The 14709-nt window shown below is 72.7% G+C and carries 17 protein-coding genes and 1 other RNA gene; 10 read left to right on the forward strand and 8 right to left on the reverse strand.

All coding sequences use genetic code 11. The annotated features are described in order from the left end of the window. The first annotated feature begins 597 nt into the window (after positions 1 to 597). From ACIO9K_RS25760 to ACIO9K_RS25770, 3 genes are read left to right on the forward strand one after another with little or no spacing between them, the layout of a single operon-like run. Entirely contained in the window at positions 598 to 1434 is an 837-nt protein-coding gene (locus ACIO9K_RS25760; RefSeq protein WP_363622472.1) for a Nif3-like dinuclear metal center hexameric protein, read from the forward strand. Positions 1435 to 1457: 23 nt separating this feature from the next. Continuing rightward, positions 1458 to 2201, forward strand: coding sequence for a C4-type zinc ribbon domain-containing protein (locus tag ACIO9K_RS25765; RefSeq protein ID WP_363580833.1), 744 nt, complete (start codon positions 1458 to 1460; stop codon positions 2199 to 2201). A gap of 4 nt (positions 2202 to 2205) precedes the next feature. Further along, the gene (locus ACIO9K_RS25770) at positions 2206 to 3342 is read left to right on the forward strand and encodes a bifunctional RNase H/acid phosphatase (protein ID WP_063347373.1); all 1137 of its coding nucleotides are present in this window, start codon (positions 2206 to 2208) and stop codon (positions 3340 to 3342) included. Between the two features lie 115 nt (positions 3343 to 3457). Here ACIO9K_RS25770 and yaaA read toward each other — a convergent pair whose 3' ends face one another. Both yaaA and ACIO9K_RS25780 read right to left on the reverse strand, forming a co-directional pair. Next, positions 3458 to 4243, reverse strand: a complete 786-nt coding sequence (gene yaaA, locus ACIO9K_RS25775) for a peroxide stress protein YaaA (RefSeq protein WP_400333499.1) — start codon at positions 4241 to 4243, stop codon at positions 3458 to 3460. Positions 4244 to 4328: 85 nt separating this feature from the next. Continuing rightward, on the reverse strand, positions 4329 to 4769 hold the full coding sequence (locus ACIO9K_RS25780) for a DUF3995 domain-containing protein (RefSeq protein ID WP_363622468.1): 441 nt from the start codon (positions 4767 to 4769) through the stop codon (positions 4329 to 4331). 57 nt (positions 4770 to 4826) lie between these two features. On the opposite strand from ACIO9K_RS25780, the gene ACIO9K_RS25785 reads away from it, so the two are divergent. From ACIO9K_RS25785 to rnpB, 4 genes are all read left to right on the forward strand, one after another. After that, the gene (locus ACIO9K_RS25785; RefSeq protein ID WP_363622466.1) at positions 4827 to 5084 is read left to right on the forward strand and encodes a Fic family protein; all 258 of its coding nucleotides are present in this window, start codon (positions 4827 to 4829) and stop codon (positions 5082 to 5084) included. Between the two features lie 95 nt (positions 5085 to 5179). After that, entirely contained in the window at positions 5180 to 6637 is a 1458-nt protein-coding gene (locus ACIO9K_RS25790; protein WP_400333503.1) for an RNB domain-containing ribonuclease, read from the forward strand. 103 nt (positions 6638 to 6740) lie between these two features. Next, positions 6741 to 8228 (forward strand): MFS transporter, encoded by a 1488-nt coding sequence (locus tag ACIO9K_RS25795; protein ID WP_363622462.1) that lies wholly within the window; start codon positions 6741 to 6743, stop codon positions 8226 to 8228. Positions 8229 to 8241: 13 nt separating this feature from the next. Then, positions 8242 to 8638, forward strand: an RNA gene (gene rnpB, locus ACIO9K_RS25800) — RNase P RNA component class A. Positions 8639 to 8989: 351 nt separating this feature from the next. On the opposite strand, the gene ACIO9K_RS25805 is transcribed toward rnpB, so the two are convergent. Further along, complete coding sequence (locus ACIO9K_RS25805; RefSeq protein WP_363622460.1) at positions 8990 to 9202, reverse strand: hypothetical protein; 213 nt, start codon at positions 9200 to 9202, stop codon at positions 8990 to 8992. A 219-nt stretch (positions 9203 to 9421) separates the two neighbouring features. On the opposite strand from ACIO9K_RS25805, the gene ACIO9K_RS25810 reads away from it, so the two are divergent. Continuing rightward, entirely contained in the window at positions 9422 to 10345 is a 924-nt protein-coding gene (locus ACIO9K_RS25810) for a hypothetical protein (RefSeq protein WP_363622459.1), read from the forward strand. On the opposite strand, the gene ACIO9K_RS25815 is transcribed toward ACIO9K_RS25810, so the two are convergent. Next, the gene (locus ACIO9K_RS25815; protein WP_363622458.1) at positions 10336 to 10473 is read right to left on the reverse strand and encodes a hypothetical protein; all 138 of its coding nucleotides are present in this window, start codon (positions 10471 to 10473) and stop codon (positions 10336 to 10338) included. The two genes, ACIO9K_RS25810 and ACIO9K_RS25815, sit on opposite strands and share 10 nt — an antisense overlap. A 237-nt stretch (positions 10474 to 10710) precedes the next feature. Here ACIO9K_RS25815 and ACIO9K_RS25820 point away from each other — a divergent pair, with 237 nt between their 5' ends. Beyond that, on the forward strand, positions 10711 to 10956 hold the full coding sequence (locus ACIO9K_RS25820) for a helix-turn-helix transcriptional regulator (protein ID WP_363622456.1): 246 nt from the start codon (positions 10711 to 10713) through the stop codon (positions 10954 to 10956). Positions 10957 to 11316: 360 nt separating this feature from the next. On the opposite strand, the gene ACIO9K_RS25825 is transcribed toward ACIO9K_RS25820, so the two are convergent. From ACIO9K_RS25825 to ACIO9K_RS25835, 3 genes are read right to left on the reverse strand one after another with little or no spacing between them, the layout of a single operon-like run. Beyond that, positions 11317 to 11760 carry a hypothetical protein gene (locus ACIO9K_RS25825; protein ID WP_363622454.1) on the reverse strand — a complete coding sequence of 148 codons (444 nt, stop codon included), beginning with the start codon at positions 11758 to 11760 and terminating at the stop codon, positions 11317 to 11319. Next, positions 11760 to 11927 (reverse strand): hypothetical protein, encoded by a 168-nt coding sequence (locus tag ACIO9K_RS25830; protein WP_363622453.1) that lies wholly within the window; start codon positions 11925 to 11927, stop codon positions 11760 to 11762. The genes ACIO9K_RS25825 and ACIO9K_RS25830 overlap by 1 nt, the downstream gene beginning before the upstream one ends. After that, on the reverse strand, positions 11924 to 12403 hold the full coding sequence (locus ACIO9K_RS25835; protein ID WP_363622451.1) for a hypothetical protein: 480 nt from the start codon (positions 12401 to 12403) through the stop codon (positions 11924 to 11926). Before ACIO9K_RS25835 ends, ACIO9K_RS25830 begins: the two co-directional genes overlap by 4 nt. 390 nt (positions 12404 to 12793) lie before the next feature. Between ACIO9K_RS25835 and ACIO9K_RS25840 the strand changes: the two genes are divergently transcribed. Further along, entirely contained in the window at positions 12794 to 14053 is a 1260-nt protein-coding gene (locus ACIO9K_RS25840; protein ID WP_363622449.1) for a transcriptional regulator, read from the forward strand. On the opposite strand, the gene ACIO9K_RS25845 is transcribed toward ACIO9K_RS25840, so the two are convergent. After that, complete coding sequence (locus tag ACIO9K_RS25845; RefSeq protein WP_363622447.1) at positions 14034 to 14696, reverse strand: HAD family hydrolase; 663 nt, start codon at positions 14694 to 14696, stop codon at positions 14034 to 14036. The two genes, ACIO9K_RS25840 and ACIO9K_RS25845, sit on opposite strands and share 20 nt — an antisense overlap. Between the last annotated feature and the right edge of the window lie 13 nt (positions 14697 to 14709).

Consider the following 14709-nt stretch of genomic DNA (forward strand, 5'->3'; position numbering starts at 1 on the left):
CCGCCCGCGGGTGCCCGCTGCTCCGGCACCCGGGCGTGCGGCCCGGCCTGATCGGCTTCCTCGGAAGGAGCGGGAGTGCCGCCCCTGAACGGGAGTGCCGCCCCGGTGCGGCGCACCGCCCTGGTACGGCGGTGCCGCGCCTGGGGCGGGGGCCCCGGCCGCGCCCGCCCCAGGCCCGGTCTCGCCAGGGCCCGTGTCCGGCGGAGCGCCTTCCCGACCCCCGGTCGGGGCAACTGTCGGGGCAACTCCCGTTCGCAGGACTGAAGTTACTTTCGAGGCGGGAGTGGCTCAACGTAGAGCCGGTCACTTCACTCGTAAGGGTGATCAGGAGGCGGTTTCGAATTCGTGCGATGGCTCCCGTGTGAGCAGTGGGCGCCGGGCGCACGGGCGCGTGCGACCGGCGCCGGCCCCTCCCGGGCGCCCCCGCCACAGGTTGACGCGCGTCCGTACGCCATCGGCACCCGTGTCCGAGCCGCGCCGCCACCTCGCCGCCGCCGCACACCCGCCGCCATCCCCGCCGCACTGCCGCCCCGCCGCCGTCCAGGTCGCCGAACGGCCGAGGCCCGACCGCCCCCGTGCGCACGGTAGTCTCGACAGGTGCCGAAACTGTCCGACGTCATCACCGCGCTCGAAGAGGTCTACCCGCCGCAGTGGGCGGAGGCCTGGGACGCCGTCGGCCTGGTCTGCGGAGACCCCCGGGCCGAGGTCGGCCGCGTGCTGTTCGCCGTCGACCCCGTGCAGGCGGTCGTCGACGAGGCCGTCGAGTGGGGCGCCGACCTGGTGGTCACCCACCACCCCCTCTATCTGCGCGGCACCACCAGCGTCGCCGCGACCACCTTCAAGGGCCGGGTGGTGCACACGCTGATCAGCAACGGCATCGCCCTGCACGTCGCGCACACCAACGCCGATCACGCCGACCCCGGCGTCTCGGACGCGCTCGCCGAGGCCGTGGGCCTGCGGGTGACCGGCCCGCTGGTGCCGGACCCGACCGACCCGCTGGGCCGCCGCGGCACCGGCCGGATCGGCCTGCTGGAGCCCCCGCTGCCCCTGTCGGCCTTCGCCGCGCAGGTGGCCGAGGGCCTGCCGGCCACCGCCACGGGCGTCCGGGTCTCCGGCGACCCGGACCGGCTGGTGAGCCGGGTCGCGGTGTGCGGCGGCTCGGGCGACAGCTTCTTCGCCGAGGTGCGGGCGGCCGGGGTGGACGCCTACCTCACCGCCGACCTGCGCCACCACCCCGCGTCCGAGGCCGCCGAGGCGGCGCCGGTCGCCCTGGTCGACGCCGCGCACTGGGCCACCGAGTGGCCCTGGCTCGCCCTGGCCGAGCGGGCCCTGCACGCCGCCGCCGACCAGCGCGGCTGGGCCGTGGAGACCAAGGTCTCCCACCGGGTCACCGACCCGTGGACCGCGCACGCCCCCATGTCCTTCACCGCCTGACCCGATTCACAGGAGCCTTCCCCTTGAACGCCGCGCCCGCCGACCAGATCCGCCTGCTCGACCTCCAGGCCTTCGACTCGAAGCTCGACCAGCTGGCCCACCGGCGCCGGAGCCTGCCCGAGCACGCCGAGATCGAGAAGGCCTCCGCCGACCACACCGCGCTCAAGGACCTGGTGGTCGCCGCCGAGGCCCAGCAGGGCGACACCACGCGCGAGCTGACCAAGGCCGAGCAGGACGTGGAGCAGGTCCGCGCCCGGGCCGCCCGCAACCAGCAGCGCCTGGACTCCGGCGCGATCACCTCGCCGAAGGACCTGGAGAACCTCCAGCACGAGATCGGTTCGCTGGCCAAGCGCCAGGGCGACCTGGAGGAGATCGTGCTGGAGGTCATGGAGCGGCTGGAGAGCGCCCAGACCCGGGTCACCGAGCTGACCGCGCGCCTCCAGCACTCCACCGTCGTCCTCACCGAGGCCGAGACCCGCCGGGACGCCGCCTTCGCCGAGATCGACACCGAGGCCGACAAGGTCAAGCGGGACCGCGAGACCGTCGCCGCCGTCGTCCCCGCCGACCTGCTGAAGGTCTACACCAAGCTGCGCCAGACGCAGGGCGGCGTCGGCGCGGCCCGCCTCTACCAGCGCCGCTGCGAGGGCTGCCGCACCGAGTTCTCCATCACCGAGTTCAACGCCATCAAGGCCGAGCCGGCCGACAAGGTGGTCCGCTGCGAGAACTGCTCGCGGATCCTGGTCCGCACCGCCGATTCGGGCGCCTGACCCGGTGGCGGCTCGCTTCATCGTCGAGGCGGACGGCGGGTCCCGGGGCAACCCGGGGCCGGCCGGCTACGGCGCGGTGGTCCGGGACGGCGACACCGGGCAGATCATCGCCGAGGCCGCCGAGTTCATCGGCCACGCCACCAACAACGTGGCCGAGTACAAGGGTCTGATCGCCGGCCTCAAGGCGGCCCGGGAGCTCGACCCGGACGCCTCGGTGGACGTCCGGATGGACTCCAAGCTGGTCGTCGAGCAGATGTCCGGGCGCTGGAAGATCAAGCACCCCGACATGCAGCCGCTCGCCGCCGAGGCCCGCACGATCCTCCCGCGCGCCCGGGTGACGTACACCTGGATCCCGCGCGAGCGGAACAAGGACGCCGACCGGCTCGCCAACGAGGCGATGGACGCGGGCAAGGCCGGCCGCCAGTGGGAGCCCCGGCCGCGGGCCGCCGCGGTGGTGGACGAGCCGCCGCTGGAGACCGCCGCCCCCAAGGCCGGCTGGGCCGCCCCCGCCGACCTCGGCACCCCGACCACCTTCGTCCTGCTCCGCCACGGCGAGACCGCGCTGACCCCGCAGAAGCGCTTCTCCGGCAGCGGCGGCAGCGACCCGGAACTGTCCGACAAGGGCCGCTGGCAGGCCGCGCGGGCCGCCGAGGAACTGGCCGCCCGCGGCAGCATCCAGGCCGTGGTGGCCTCGCCGATGCGCCGCACCCGGGAGACCGCCGAGATCGTCGCCGCCCGGCTCGGCCTGGAGGTCCGGTACGAGGACGGGCTGCGCGAGGTCGACTTCGGCGACTGGGAGGGCCTGACCTTCGCCGAGGTGCAGGAGCGCCACCCGGAGGACCTGGCGGCCTGGCTCGGCTCGGCGAAGGCCAAGCCCACCGGCAGCACGGAGAGCTTCACCACGCTCACCCACCGGGCCGGCGTCGCCAGGGACAAGATCATCGCCCGGCATCCCGGCAGGACGGTGCTGGTGGTCTCCCACGTCAGCCCGATCAAGACGCTGGTCCGGCTGGCGCTCGGCGCCCCGCCGGACGCGCTGTACCGGATGGAGCTGTCCGCCGCCTCGTTCTGCGCCGTCCAGTACTACGCGGACGGCAACGCCTCGCTGCGGCTGCTCAACGACACCTCGCACCTGCGCTGAACGCCCGGGGCTGAACGCCCGGGGCTGAACGCCCGGGGCTGAACGCCCGGGGCTGAACGCCCGGGGCTGAACGCCCGGGGCTGAACGCCCGGCTCCGGGGCCCCCGGAGCCGGGCTCAGTGCACCTCGGTGACCACCACGTCCAGCTGCCACGGCTTGCGCGCCGTGCCTTCGGCGGCGAGCTCCACCCGGTGCCCCAGGCCCCGCAGCGCGTCCAGCAGCTCGTCCGGCGTCTTCGGCTCGATCCCCGCGACCAGCAGGTCCCGCACCAGGCGTCCCTTGGTCGCCTTGTTGAAGTGGCTGACGACCGTGCGCTTGCCGTTGCGCTCCTGGAGCACCCGGACGGTCGCCGTCCGGGAGGCCACCTCGCCGGCCGGCTTCCACGCCGCCGCGTACGCCGAACTGCGCAGGTCCAGCACCAGCCCGTCCGCCACCTCCGGCAGCACGGACGCCATCGCGCCCCGCCAGTGCGCGCCGAGCGCCCCCGGGCCGGGCAGTTTCACGCCCATCGAGCAGCGGTAGGGCGGAATCCGGTCGGAGATCCGGACGGCTCCCCACAGACCGGAGAAGACCAGCAGCGACCGCTCGGCCCGGCCGTACGCGGCCGCGTCCAGCGTGGCCAGACCCAGGTTGTCGAACAGCACCCCGGTGTACACCTCGCCCGCCGGACGGGCACCCGCCGCCGGCAGCCCGGCATTGCGGGCGATCTCGCCGCGCAGCCCGGGGCTGAGCCCCAGCACCTCCGCGGCGGTGTCCTCGGCACCCCGGCAGAGGCCGACCAGCGCGTCCAGCACCTCGCCGCGCGCGGCCGTCAGCCCGGGCAGCGACAGCCGGTCGAGCGCCACCGGCACCCCGTCCCCGGACGCGGCCTTGCCCTCCGAAGGCGGCAACAGCACCAGCACAGCGGACTCCTCAACACTCTGTGGCGGATGAACCCCGCCACCCTACGCAAAACCGGTCCGCCCCGGGCGGCCCGTCCGGCCGCGGCTACTCGGCGCCACCGGCCCCCGCGACCACGGCCGCCCCGGCCGCGAGCGCCAGGCAGAGCGGCGAGTAGTACCGGGTGTCCAGCCGCTTGAACCGCTCCGACCGCTCGACGACCCTCCCGAACAGCACCAGGCCGCCGGCGCCGCGCGCCAGCATCACCCCGGCCACGGCCCGCACCCCGGCCCGCCGCAGCCGCCGCGGCCCCACCGCCGGCAGCACCCCGGCCTCCGCCCCCACCAGGTACGCGGCCGTCCCGAGCAGCCCCGCCACCGCGACGCAGGCCGCCGGGGACGGCGTTCCGTCGCCCGCGCCGACCACGGTGTCCGCGAACTCCTCCGGTGTCCGCAGCGGCCACGGCGTCACCGCCCACACCGCGTGCAGCGCCCCCGTCGCCGCCAACACCCCGGACACCGCCGCCCCGGTCGCCTTCACCACACCCATCGCCCGAACCCCCTTCGTGAACGACCACTCGACCCCACCCTACGAGCGCTCACACCCGTGCCCCACCCCGCCCGCGCCCCGTGGACCAAGGCCGCCGCCCTCGGCCAGAGCCTGTCCCGCAACCACCCGCTGATCGACCGGAACAAGCGCACCGCCTTCGAGGCGATGCTGCTGTTCCCGGACTACAACGGCGAGCCGTACACCGACCCGCACCCGGCCGCCGCGGTGGCCTTCATGCTCCGGCTGGCGACCGGCGGCTACGACGACGCCGTCGTGCTCGCGGGCAAGGACCTGAAGTCGCTGCTGGGGCGCTGAGCCCAACAGCACCGGCAGTCCAGTGCCACCGGCGGCCCGGCGCGTCCGGCGGGGTGATCCGTCCGGAATCACCCGATTCGCCCTACGCTGCCTGCATGCCTCGCCGAAAACTGCGCGTCAAGGCCGCCGACTCCGCCCGGATCAACACCGAACTGACCGAACTCCGCGCCCGCCTGGAGATCCACACCGAGTGGCCGGAGCCGGTGCTGGCCGAGGCGGAGGAAGCGGCCGAGCGCCCCCGGCTGCCCGAGCACGACGCCACCGACCTGCCGCTGTTCACCGTCGACCCGCCCGGCTCGCGCGACCTCGACCAGGCCATGCACCTGCTCCACCGCCCCGGCGGCGGCTACCGGGTGTACTACGCCATCGCGGACGTCTCCGCCTTCGTCCGCCCGGGCGGCGCCATCGACGCCGAGGCCCGCCGCCGGGTCGAGACCCTGTACTTCCCGGACCACCGCGTCCCGCTGCACCCCACCCGGATCTCCGAGGACGCCGCCAGCCTGCTGCCCGGCGAGCCCCGGCCCGCCCTGCTCTGGCAGCTGGACCTGGACGCCGACGGCGCCGTGGTGCTCGCCGACCTGCGCCGCGCCCTGGTCCGCTCACACCGCCGCCTCGACTACGAGGCCGTCCAGCGCGCGGTGGACCTCGGCGGCGCCGACGAGCAGCTCGCCCTGCTCGCCACCGTCGGCCGGCTGCGCGAGGAGCAGGAGCGCGCGCGGGGCGGGATCAGCCTCCCGGTGCCCGAGCAGGAGGTCGAGGAGACTCTGCACGGCTACGTCCTCGGCTACCGCGCGCCCGGCCCCGCCGACGGCTGGAACGCGCAGATCTCGCTGCTCACCGGCCTGGCCGCGGCCGACCTGATGCTCGACGCGGGCGTCGGCCTGCTGCGCACCCTGCCCGCCGCGCCCGCCGCCGCGTACGAGCGGCTGCGCCGGATCGCCGCCGCGCTGGACGTGGACTGGCCGCAGACGCTCCCGTACCCGGAGCTGATCCGCTCCCTGGACCCGGACGCGCCGATGGACGCCGCCTTCCTCAACGCGTGCACCGGCCTGCTGCGCGGCGCCGGCTACCACGCCTTCGACGAGTCCCGGGGCCTGCCCGCCCCGGCCGACCCGGGCCACGCCGCGCTCGCCGCGCCGTACGCGCACTGCACCGCGCCGCTGCGCCGGCTCGGGGACCGCTTCGCGCAGGAGGTGTGCGCGGCGGTGGCGGCGGGGGAGGAGGTGCCGGACTGGGCGCGCGAGGCGCTGCCCGCCGTGCCGGGCCTGATGGCGAGCGGGGACCGCCGCGCGGCCGAGGTCGAGCGGGCCTGCGTGGACCTGGTGGAGGCGGAGCTGCTGGCCGGCCGGGAGGGCGAGGACTTCACCGCCGTGGTGGTCGACGTGGACGAGCGGCGGCCCGCGGCCGGCACCGTGCAGCTGCGCCGGCCCGCCGTCCGGGCCCGCTGCGACGGCGCCGATCCCGGGGCGGTGCTGCCGCTCGGCGGGCTGATCCGGGTCCGGCTGACGCAGGCCGACCCGGTCACCCGCACCGTCCGCTTCGCCGCCGTCTGACCCCCCCGGGCTTCCACGCGCCCCCGGCGCTCCCCCCGGCGCCGCCACCCGGACGGTCCGTCACACGGCCCCCGGGCACCGCCCAGGTGGGAGGATCGGTCCCGTGCCCGAAGCCCAGCCCTCCGGCGCCCCGGGGCGCCGCCGCCGACTGCTCGTCCTGGCGATCTGCTGCCTGAGCCTGTTCATCGTCGGCCTGGACAACACCGTGGTGAACATCGCCCTGCCGGCGATCCAGCGGGACCTGGACGCCCCGGCGTCCGGGCTGCAGTGGATCATCGACGCCTACACCCTGGTCCTGGCCTCGCTGCTGATGCTGTTCGGCTCGGTGGCCGACCGCTTCGGCCGCCGCCGGGTGTTCCAGACCGGGCTGCTGTGCTTCGCGCTCGGCTCGCTGCTGTGCAGTCTGGCGCCGAGCCTGGAGTGGCTGGTGGCGTTCCGGGCGTTGCAGGCGGTCGGCGGTTCGATGCTGAACCCGGTGGCGATGTCGATCATCACCAACACCTTCACCGACCCGAAGGAGCGGGCCCGGGCGATCGGCGTCTGGGGCGGCGTGGTCGGCATCTCGATGGCGCTCGGCCCGCTGCTGGGCGGCTTCCTGGTGGAGGGCGCGGGCTGGCCGTCGATCTTCCTGATCAACGTTCCGGTCGCCGTGGTCGCGATGCTCCTGACCGCCCGTTACGTCCCGGAGTCGCGCTCGCCCCGGCCGCGCCGGCTGGACCCGGTCGGGCAGCTGCTGATGATCGTCCTGCTGGGGTGCGGCACCGCGGCCATCATCGAGGGCCCGGGCAGCGGTTGGACGTCCCCGCTGATCCTCGCCCTGGCGGCGGCCGCCCTGGCCGCGCTGGTCGCCTTCCCGCTGTGGGAGCGGAGGGTGGCCGAACCGCTGGTGGACCCGCGGTTCTTCGCCAGCGCGCCGTTCACCGGCGCCACCGTCACCGCGGTCTGCGCCTTCTCGGCCCTGGGCGGCTTCCTCTTCCTCAACACGCTCTACCTGCAGAACGTCCGGCACTACGACCCGTTCGAGGCGGGCCTGTGGACGCTGCCGATGGCCGCGATGATGCTGGTCTGCGCGCCGCTGTCCGGCCGGATCGTCGGCAGCCGGGGCCCGCGCGGGCCGCTGGTCGCGGCCGGGCTGGGCCTGGTCGCGAGCGGGCTGCTGCTGACCGGGCTGGCCGCCGACTCCCCGGCGGCGCTGCTGCTGGTGGCGTACGCGCTGTTCGGCTTCGGCTTCGGCATGGTCAACGCGCCGATCACCAACGCGGCCGTCTCCGGCATGCCGCGCGCCCAGGCGGGGGTGGCCGCGGCGGTCGCCTCGACGAGCCGCCAGATCGGCCAGTCGCTGGGGGTGGCGGTGATCGGCACGGTCGTCACCTCGGCCGTGGTCGGCCCGGTGGCGACGGGCTTCGCCCCGGCCAGCCACGCCGGCTGGTGGATCCTGGTGGGCCTGGGCGGCGCGATCCTCCTCCTCGGCCTGGCCACCACCACCCCGTGGGCGACCGCGACCGCCGTCCGGGTGGCCGCCCGCCTCGGCGGCGAGCCGCCCGCGGTCCGCTCCGGTGTGCGGGAGGCCCCACCCGAGCGGCTACGATGACCACTACGGCGGAAGAGCCGGCCGGGCGGTCGCGACGGGTCCCTGACCCGCCGAGGAACGTCCGGGCTCCACAGAGCAGGGTGGTGGGTAACGCCCACCCGGGGTGACCCGCGGGACAGTGCCACAGAAAACAGACCGCCCACCGCTTCGGCGGCGGGTAAGGGTGAAACGGTGGTGTAAGAGACCACCAGCGACCGGGGTGACTCGGCCGGCTCGGTAAACCCCACCTGGAGCAAGGTCAAGATCGGTGCCCTCGGGCGCCGTGCGCGGATGACCGAGGGCTGCTCGCCCGAGTCCGCGGGTAGACCGCACGAGGCTGTCGGCAACGGCAGTCCTAGATGGATGGCCGCCTCCCCGGGCCGCGCGAGCACCCCGGGAGACAGAACCCGGCGTACAGGCCGACTCTTCCGCCGCTCTGCAGATCAGGCCCCCGAAAGGTGGCCTGATCTGCGAGTTCAGTTTGCTCAGGATTTCCCACACTTCCTCGGGGGTCCTCAGTTTGGACCTCCCCAGAGACTCCCCACTCCCCGGAAACTCCCCAGAATTTCGCGCCGGGACGTACGCGAGCCGCCCCGCACCCCCCTTGTGGGGGGTACGGGGCGGCATCTCAGGTCGGTAGGATTCCGGCAGCCTCCCAGCATGAGGGTCTCCTACCGACCCTGGAGGTCCCGTTCCTCAGCGCCCGGTGAAAGCGGGCACTGAGGAACGGGAGCCATGGGCCCGGCCGGCCGCCTGTATGGCGGCCGGCCGAAGCTGATTTATCAGCCCCAGACGGAGTCGTCGAGGGTGGTGATGGCGGCCGGGGCCGCGGTCGGCGTCTCGGTCGGCTGCGGCGCCACAGCGCCCCACACGGAGTCGGCGACGCTCTGCTGCGAGCCGGAGGCGGCTGTGACGGAAGTCGCGATTCCGGCGATGAGGGCGGCGCCAGCGAGAGCGCCAGCGAGGACTCGGGCGGTGGTCCTGCGTGCGGGCATGGGACACCTCTTTCACGACTTGTCTGGGGTGATTGGTTGAGGAAGCGGAGGTGCGGGTTCCTTGATAGACCAGTGTTCGCACTGTTCGAGGTTGAATCAACCCTTCTCGCGATATGCTCGAAAAGTTGCGCACGTGCGCAGTTCTGACTGGCCGTCATATGGGGTATATCGGTGGAATCGGACATAGGTGAGGCTCGCCTGTTTCTCATACCGGAAGCAGTGGATCTCTATCTGAAGATCCTCTCCGGCGCAGAAAGTAGCCCACCCCCGAGCCCTGCGCGCGACCAGCTGATCAGCGTCGGCCTCATCGCCCCGGAACCCGGACGCCCGGATCGGATACAAGCACTCGACGTTGACGCCGCGGTTCGACAGTGGCAGTCATCCCTCGTTCACATGGCGGCTGGGATGCTGTCTGAAGCGCAGTCGTTCCCAACGCAACTCGCGGGGATGGCATCCGCCTACCGGGCTGCACACCCTGGTCGCAGCATGACGCCAGGCGTCGAGATCGTCACCGGGTATCGGGCGATCAACGAACGACTTGAAGCGATCGTCACCAGGTGCACGCGCGAGCTCCTAACCGCGCAGCCGACCGGCCCGCGGCCGGCCGATCTCCTGGCTGTCTCCTACCAGCGCGACCTCGGCGTCCTGAAGCGCGGCGCCACCATGCGCACGATTTACCTGCCGAGCGTGCGCTCCGATGGTCCAACGGCGCGCTGGGCGCTGACCATGAGCGAACGCGGCGCCCAGATCCGCACAGGCCGCACGTTCGGCCGGGCGATCGTGGTTGACCGTCGAGTCGCCGTAGTGCCCGTGCTGGAACCGTGGAGCTCGACCGAGGTGGCATCGGACCGCGCGGCAGTGGTGACAGACGGGGTCCTCGTTGCCCTCGTGTGTGGGTCATTCGAGCGAGACTGGGCTCACTCTGAGCCTTGGGGAGGCACCCAGGAGTCGGAGCTCCTTCCAATCCACGTTGGGATCCTCTCGTGCCTGGCGCGTGGACTTGAGCAGGACCAGGCGGCCACACAGCTTGAGGTCTCTCGCCGCACCGTCACCAACCGCTTGGGAGAGCTGAAGGCAATGGCTGGTGCGACTACCGTGCCGCAACTGCTGTACTGGTGGGCGAAACGAGAGCTTCAACGCTGACGGATCACCGCAGTGTACGGCTGACCGTCTGACGTGAAGCGCAGTCGGAACTCGCCGTCGCGCACCATGAAGTCGCGCACCCGATCCAGGCCGCCAGGGGCAGCGACCATCCACAGATAGGCCGCCACGCGATCGGCCTGGATAGAGGCACCTCTCAGCGTGCTGGACAGGACGTCGATCGCGTCCTGCAGTTCGCCGAACGACGCCTCGTCGGTAAGGCCCTCAATGCTCAGTGTGTAGGTGCTCAGGGTGTGCTCCGTTCAGTCCCCCCGGACTGCGGTGGGTCGAGTCTATCGAACATGCATACGGTCAACTGGTGACCTTGGTATGCAGACTTTCGATCATGGACCGGTCAGCGTCAAGGGGTGCCGACCCCGCCCCGAAGACCACCGGATGCCTACCAACTGCAAGAACGTCACGCAGTCGGCGAACGGATCAGGCACCTGCGGCGGGCGCGCGGCATGAGTCAAGAGCGGCTGGCCGAGCTGATCGGGCGTGACCGGCAGAGCATCCGGCATTACGAGCACGGGATGACGTCCGTCGGCCTTGACGACCTTGCTGCGATCGCACGGGCGTTCGACGTTCCGACCTGGCGCCTGTTCTACGGGTAGGACCTGGCCGGCCGTACCGCCGTACGGCCGGCCAGGAGGTCTACTTCTCGGGGGTCGGCGGCGGGTCGGCCGGCGGCGGCGGGGTCTTCGGCGCGGCCGGCGGGGCCTTCGGACCGCCGATCCCTCCGCTGCCGCCGCTCGGGTCCTTCTGTGGGTTCATCTCGTCTTCCTCGGTGATCTCCACCTCTGCCGCCGGGGTGTCGCCCGGCGGTGGCATCGTGGGGTGCGCCGCCGCCCGGTTGGGCCCGCGGGAATCGCGGCCTCGCTGGTTGTGCCACCGGCCCTGTGCGTTTGGGGGTACCGTGCCGCCCATCGCGTCCTCCTCCTGCTGGGGGTCACCATCGTGGCGTGGCCGGTGGCCTAGCCGCTGCCGAACGTCCCACCGGGGCTGGCAGGGTAGGCACACGGCATGCAGAGCATCCGCGAGTACAACACCGCGGGGCCGCGCACCAGCGACTCGACACCGCCCAGCAGTGACGCCGTGCCAGCCGGACAGCCGCATCTCAGGCATGCCCGGACGGCACGGGCCTCGGTGTAGCAGGACCAGCACACGACTCGACGGGGGGCCTCGGCGAGCACCGCCATGGGCTGGATGCTGGTCAGGTGGTCGCAGACTCGCAGCGCGTTGTCCTGTCGAGCCTGGTCCATGGTGGCGATGGCGTCCCGGACCCACTGGTCGACCTCGTCCATGGAGGCCGACTCGCTCCGCTGGACGCCGGCCTGGGCAAGCAGCTCGTCTGTGTGGGCCGCGCTCGCGGTGGCCTGGTCCCAGAGGGAAGTGAGGAACGGATCCACCGCGGCCATCACGAGACCTCCCTCGGGGCGTCCAGCGGCGGGCAGTGGTCGACTTCCGCGGTGTACTGGGTGAGGTCGCGAACGAATCTGCCGCGGACCCAACGCCCGCAGACGAGGCACAGGCCCCGCTCGACCCGCTCCTCGGCCTCGACCGGCGTGCCGCCGACGGCGCTCACTCGGCGCCCCGCTTGGCCGCCGGACCGGTCTGGTAGTTGGCGTTCTGCACCTGGCGGCGGATCCATTCGCAGGCGGCCGCCTCGGTGGGCAGCCAGTTGGTGGCCGGGTACCCGGTCGCCAGATCCTTGACGACCCACTGTTCGGGGCGGCCAGCCGGACGCTCCACCCGCTCAGGACGGTAGCGGGCCGCGACGCGCTGCCGACGGGTCAGCCCGTCGCCGTACGTCACCCGCACGATCGCCGTGTCGCCGCCTTCGAGGGCGAGGGTCCAGTCGGTGGACTCGTCGCCGTGCATCCAGTTCTGCAGGTCGCGCGTATCGCGGCTGCCCACCAGCCGCTCCATCGCCCGGAGCTGGTACTCGCCGATCGGTAGTTCGCGCAGCGTCTGCCACAGGATGTCCAGCGCCTGCAGCGCCGGCGCGGTGACCGGCTCCAGGTGGCCATCCACCGCGACGGTGAGTTCATCGGTCAACATGCCCCCTCCTCCTCGATGGTGATGCACTTCGGGTGAGCCGCGACCGGCCAGCCGAGCGGCGCCGTGGTCGGGCCAGTCGACGTGTAGACGTGGCCGGCGGGGATCAGCTCGCCTCCCTCGCGCCGGCAGTGGATGCACGCCTCGGCCTGGAGCTGAGCGCGGGTAGGCGTCGGTCCCGCCTCGGGCATGCGAACCCCCACTGTCAGTAAGATGACGCCACTGGAAGGTGACGGTTAATCGTCGGCCCTCACGCGGACGTCCTGAAGGTCTTACGGAGGACTCTTGGGGGACGTTGAGAGGACTCATGTGGCTTCCATAGGCCTTTCAGGTCCCCGAACTGTCCTCATCGACCGTAGAGTTGGCTCATCATCGGCTCGTGCGGAGGACACTGTGCCCAACACCGCGCTCAAGGCGGCCCGCCAGGCCGCTGGTTACGCCACACAGCAGGCCCTCGCCGACGCACTCACGGACGCGGCCCGCCAACTCGGCATGCGCGGCGTCGAGGTCAGCGTTCGGCAGGTCCGCCGATGGGAATCCGACACCCCACCATGGCCCGGCGAGGACTATCAGCGACTCCTCGTCCACGTCCTCCACCAGCCAGTCGAAGACCTCGGCTTCCGTGCCCCATGGAATCGGGGCCGCCCCGCCACACCTACCGCGCCCGCAGCGCCGGCGGCGGTCGTCGCACCTACGCCCCTGCGCGGCGCCCTACCCCGACCGTACGGTTCTGCCGGCACGCAACCCGGCACCGTGGGCGCCGACTACGCCATAGTCACCCAGGCCCACCGCCGGCTCTACGCCTCCGTGGCCCCCGCCGCCCTCCACCGGGCCGTCGCCGAGCACGCAGGCCTCGGCACCGTACTGCTCGGCGAGACGTCCGGCGTAGCCCGCCGCATCCTCGCTGCAGCCCTCGCAGAGTCGCTGCTGCTGCTGGGTCGCATCGAGTTCTTCGACCTGCGCCAACCCGCCGATGCCACCTTCGTGCGCGCGCTCCAGGCGGCCGGTGAGGCCGACGACCACCTCCTCGGCGCTGCGATTCTCGCCCACTCGGCGTTCGTGCCCGGCTGGGACGGCCGCCTCGATGCCGCTCGCGAACGCATGCACGCCGCCCGCACCTACGCCCGGCGGGCGCCAGCCTCAGCCGAAGTCCTTGCGTGGCTCGACGCGGTCGAAGCCGAGTGCCTTACCCGCTGCGGCGACCACCGGGGTGCGCTCGCCCTGCTCCGCCATGCCGAGGACGTCCTCGCTGCGGGAAGTGAGGTCGGGTTGCCCGGCTGGTTCACCTGGTTCTCGGCGGTTCGCTTGCACGCGTTCCGCGGCAACACCGAGTTGGTGGCCGGACTGATCCCCCAGGCCCGGACCACCTTGGAGCAGACGCTTGCCGATCTCCCCGACACGGACGGGAAACAGCGGACGGTCATCCTCGCGGACCTGGCCGCCGTTGAGGCGGCAGCCGGGCAACCCGACCTCGCTTGCGCCCTGCTGGAGCAGGCGCTCGACCAACTGGCAGTGACCTGGTACGCCACCGGGATGGAACGCGTACGGGACGCGAGGCGGGCGCTCGGCCCGTGGCAGGACTCGGCGGCCGTCCGGCGAGTGGACGACCGCCTTTACTCCTGGTCCGCGACGCTCAGCTCACTCCAGCGTTGAACTTCGCGATCAGCTCAGGCAGCTCCGAGAGCGAGTCGACGCGGAAAGTGGCCTTGGACGCGGCCGGGTCGTGCTGCTGGATCCAGCCCCACGGCCCCCGCCGGATCAGCGCCGTCCGCATCCCCGCCTGGCCTGCGGGAAGAACGTCGTTGTCGAGCCGGTCGCCGACGTACAGGATCTCGCCCGGCGCGGCCGGCACCACCTCGGCAACGCGCTCGAAGAACAGGGCGTCCGGCTTGCTAGCGCCCCAGTCGTCCGAGGTGCCGATCAGGTCCACGTCGCCGGCAAACAGCTCGTGCAGGATCCCGCCGGCCCGAACCGTCTGGTTCCCGGCGATGGCCAGCCACAGGCCGTCCGCCCGCAACTGGGCGAACGCGGTCCGGACGTCGGGGTAGAGGTCTTCCTCGCCGAAGTGCTCCGGCCGACCGGCCGACGCCCGCTTCTCCCGTTCCTTGTACAGGTCGAAGCCGGGCTGGAAGACCTGGAATGTCTCTCGGTAGTCGCGCCCCTGCGCGATCACTGCGCCGAACTGGGCCACGAAGGTATGCCGGGGCACACCCAACCAGTCGGCCCAGGTCCCGTACTCCCGGGTCTCATCCACCAGGCACTCGCCGACATCAAAAACGACAGCCTTGATCGTCATGGTCGCAGCCTAG

The sequence above is a fragment of the Kitasatospora sp. NPDC087271 genome (assembly GCF_044744605.1).
GTDB lineage: Bacteria > Actinomycetota > Actinomycetes > Streptomycetales > Streptomycetaceae > Kitasatospora.

What these genes read in the sequence shown, in the direction of transcription:
- ACIO9K_RS25780 (WP_363622468.1), bottom strand. Translation starts at nt 4,769, where the DNA reads ATGGGTGTGGTGAAGGCGACCGGGGCGGCGGTGTCCGGGGTGTTGGCG.
- ACIO9K_RS25790 (WP_400333503.1), top strand. Translation starts at nt 5,180, where the DNA reads ATGCCTCGCCGAAAACTGCGCGTCAAGGCCGCCGACTCCGCCCGGATC.
- ACIO9K_RS25805 (WP_363622460.1), bottom strand. Translation starts at nt 9,202, where the DNA reads ATGCCCGCACGCAGGACCACCGCCCGAGTCCTCGCTGGCGCTCTCGCT.
- ACIO9K_RS25825 (WP_363622454.1), bottom strand. Translation starts at nt 11,760, where the DNA reads ATGGCCGCGGTGGATCCGTTCCTCACTTCCCTCTGGGACCAGGCCACC.
- ACIO9K_RS25835 (WP_363622451.1), bottom strand. Translation starts at nt 12,403, where the DNA reads ATGTTGACCGATGAACTCACCGTCGCGGTGGATGGCCACCTGGAGCCG.
- ACIO9K_RS25845 (WP_363622447.1), bottom strand. Translation starts at nt 14,696, where the DNA reads ATGACGATCAAGGCTGTCGTTTTTGATGTCGGCGAGTGCCTGGTGGAT.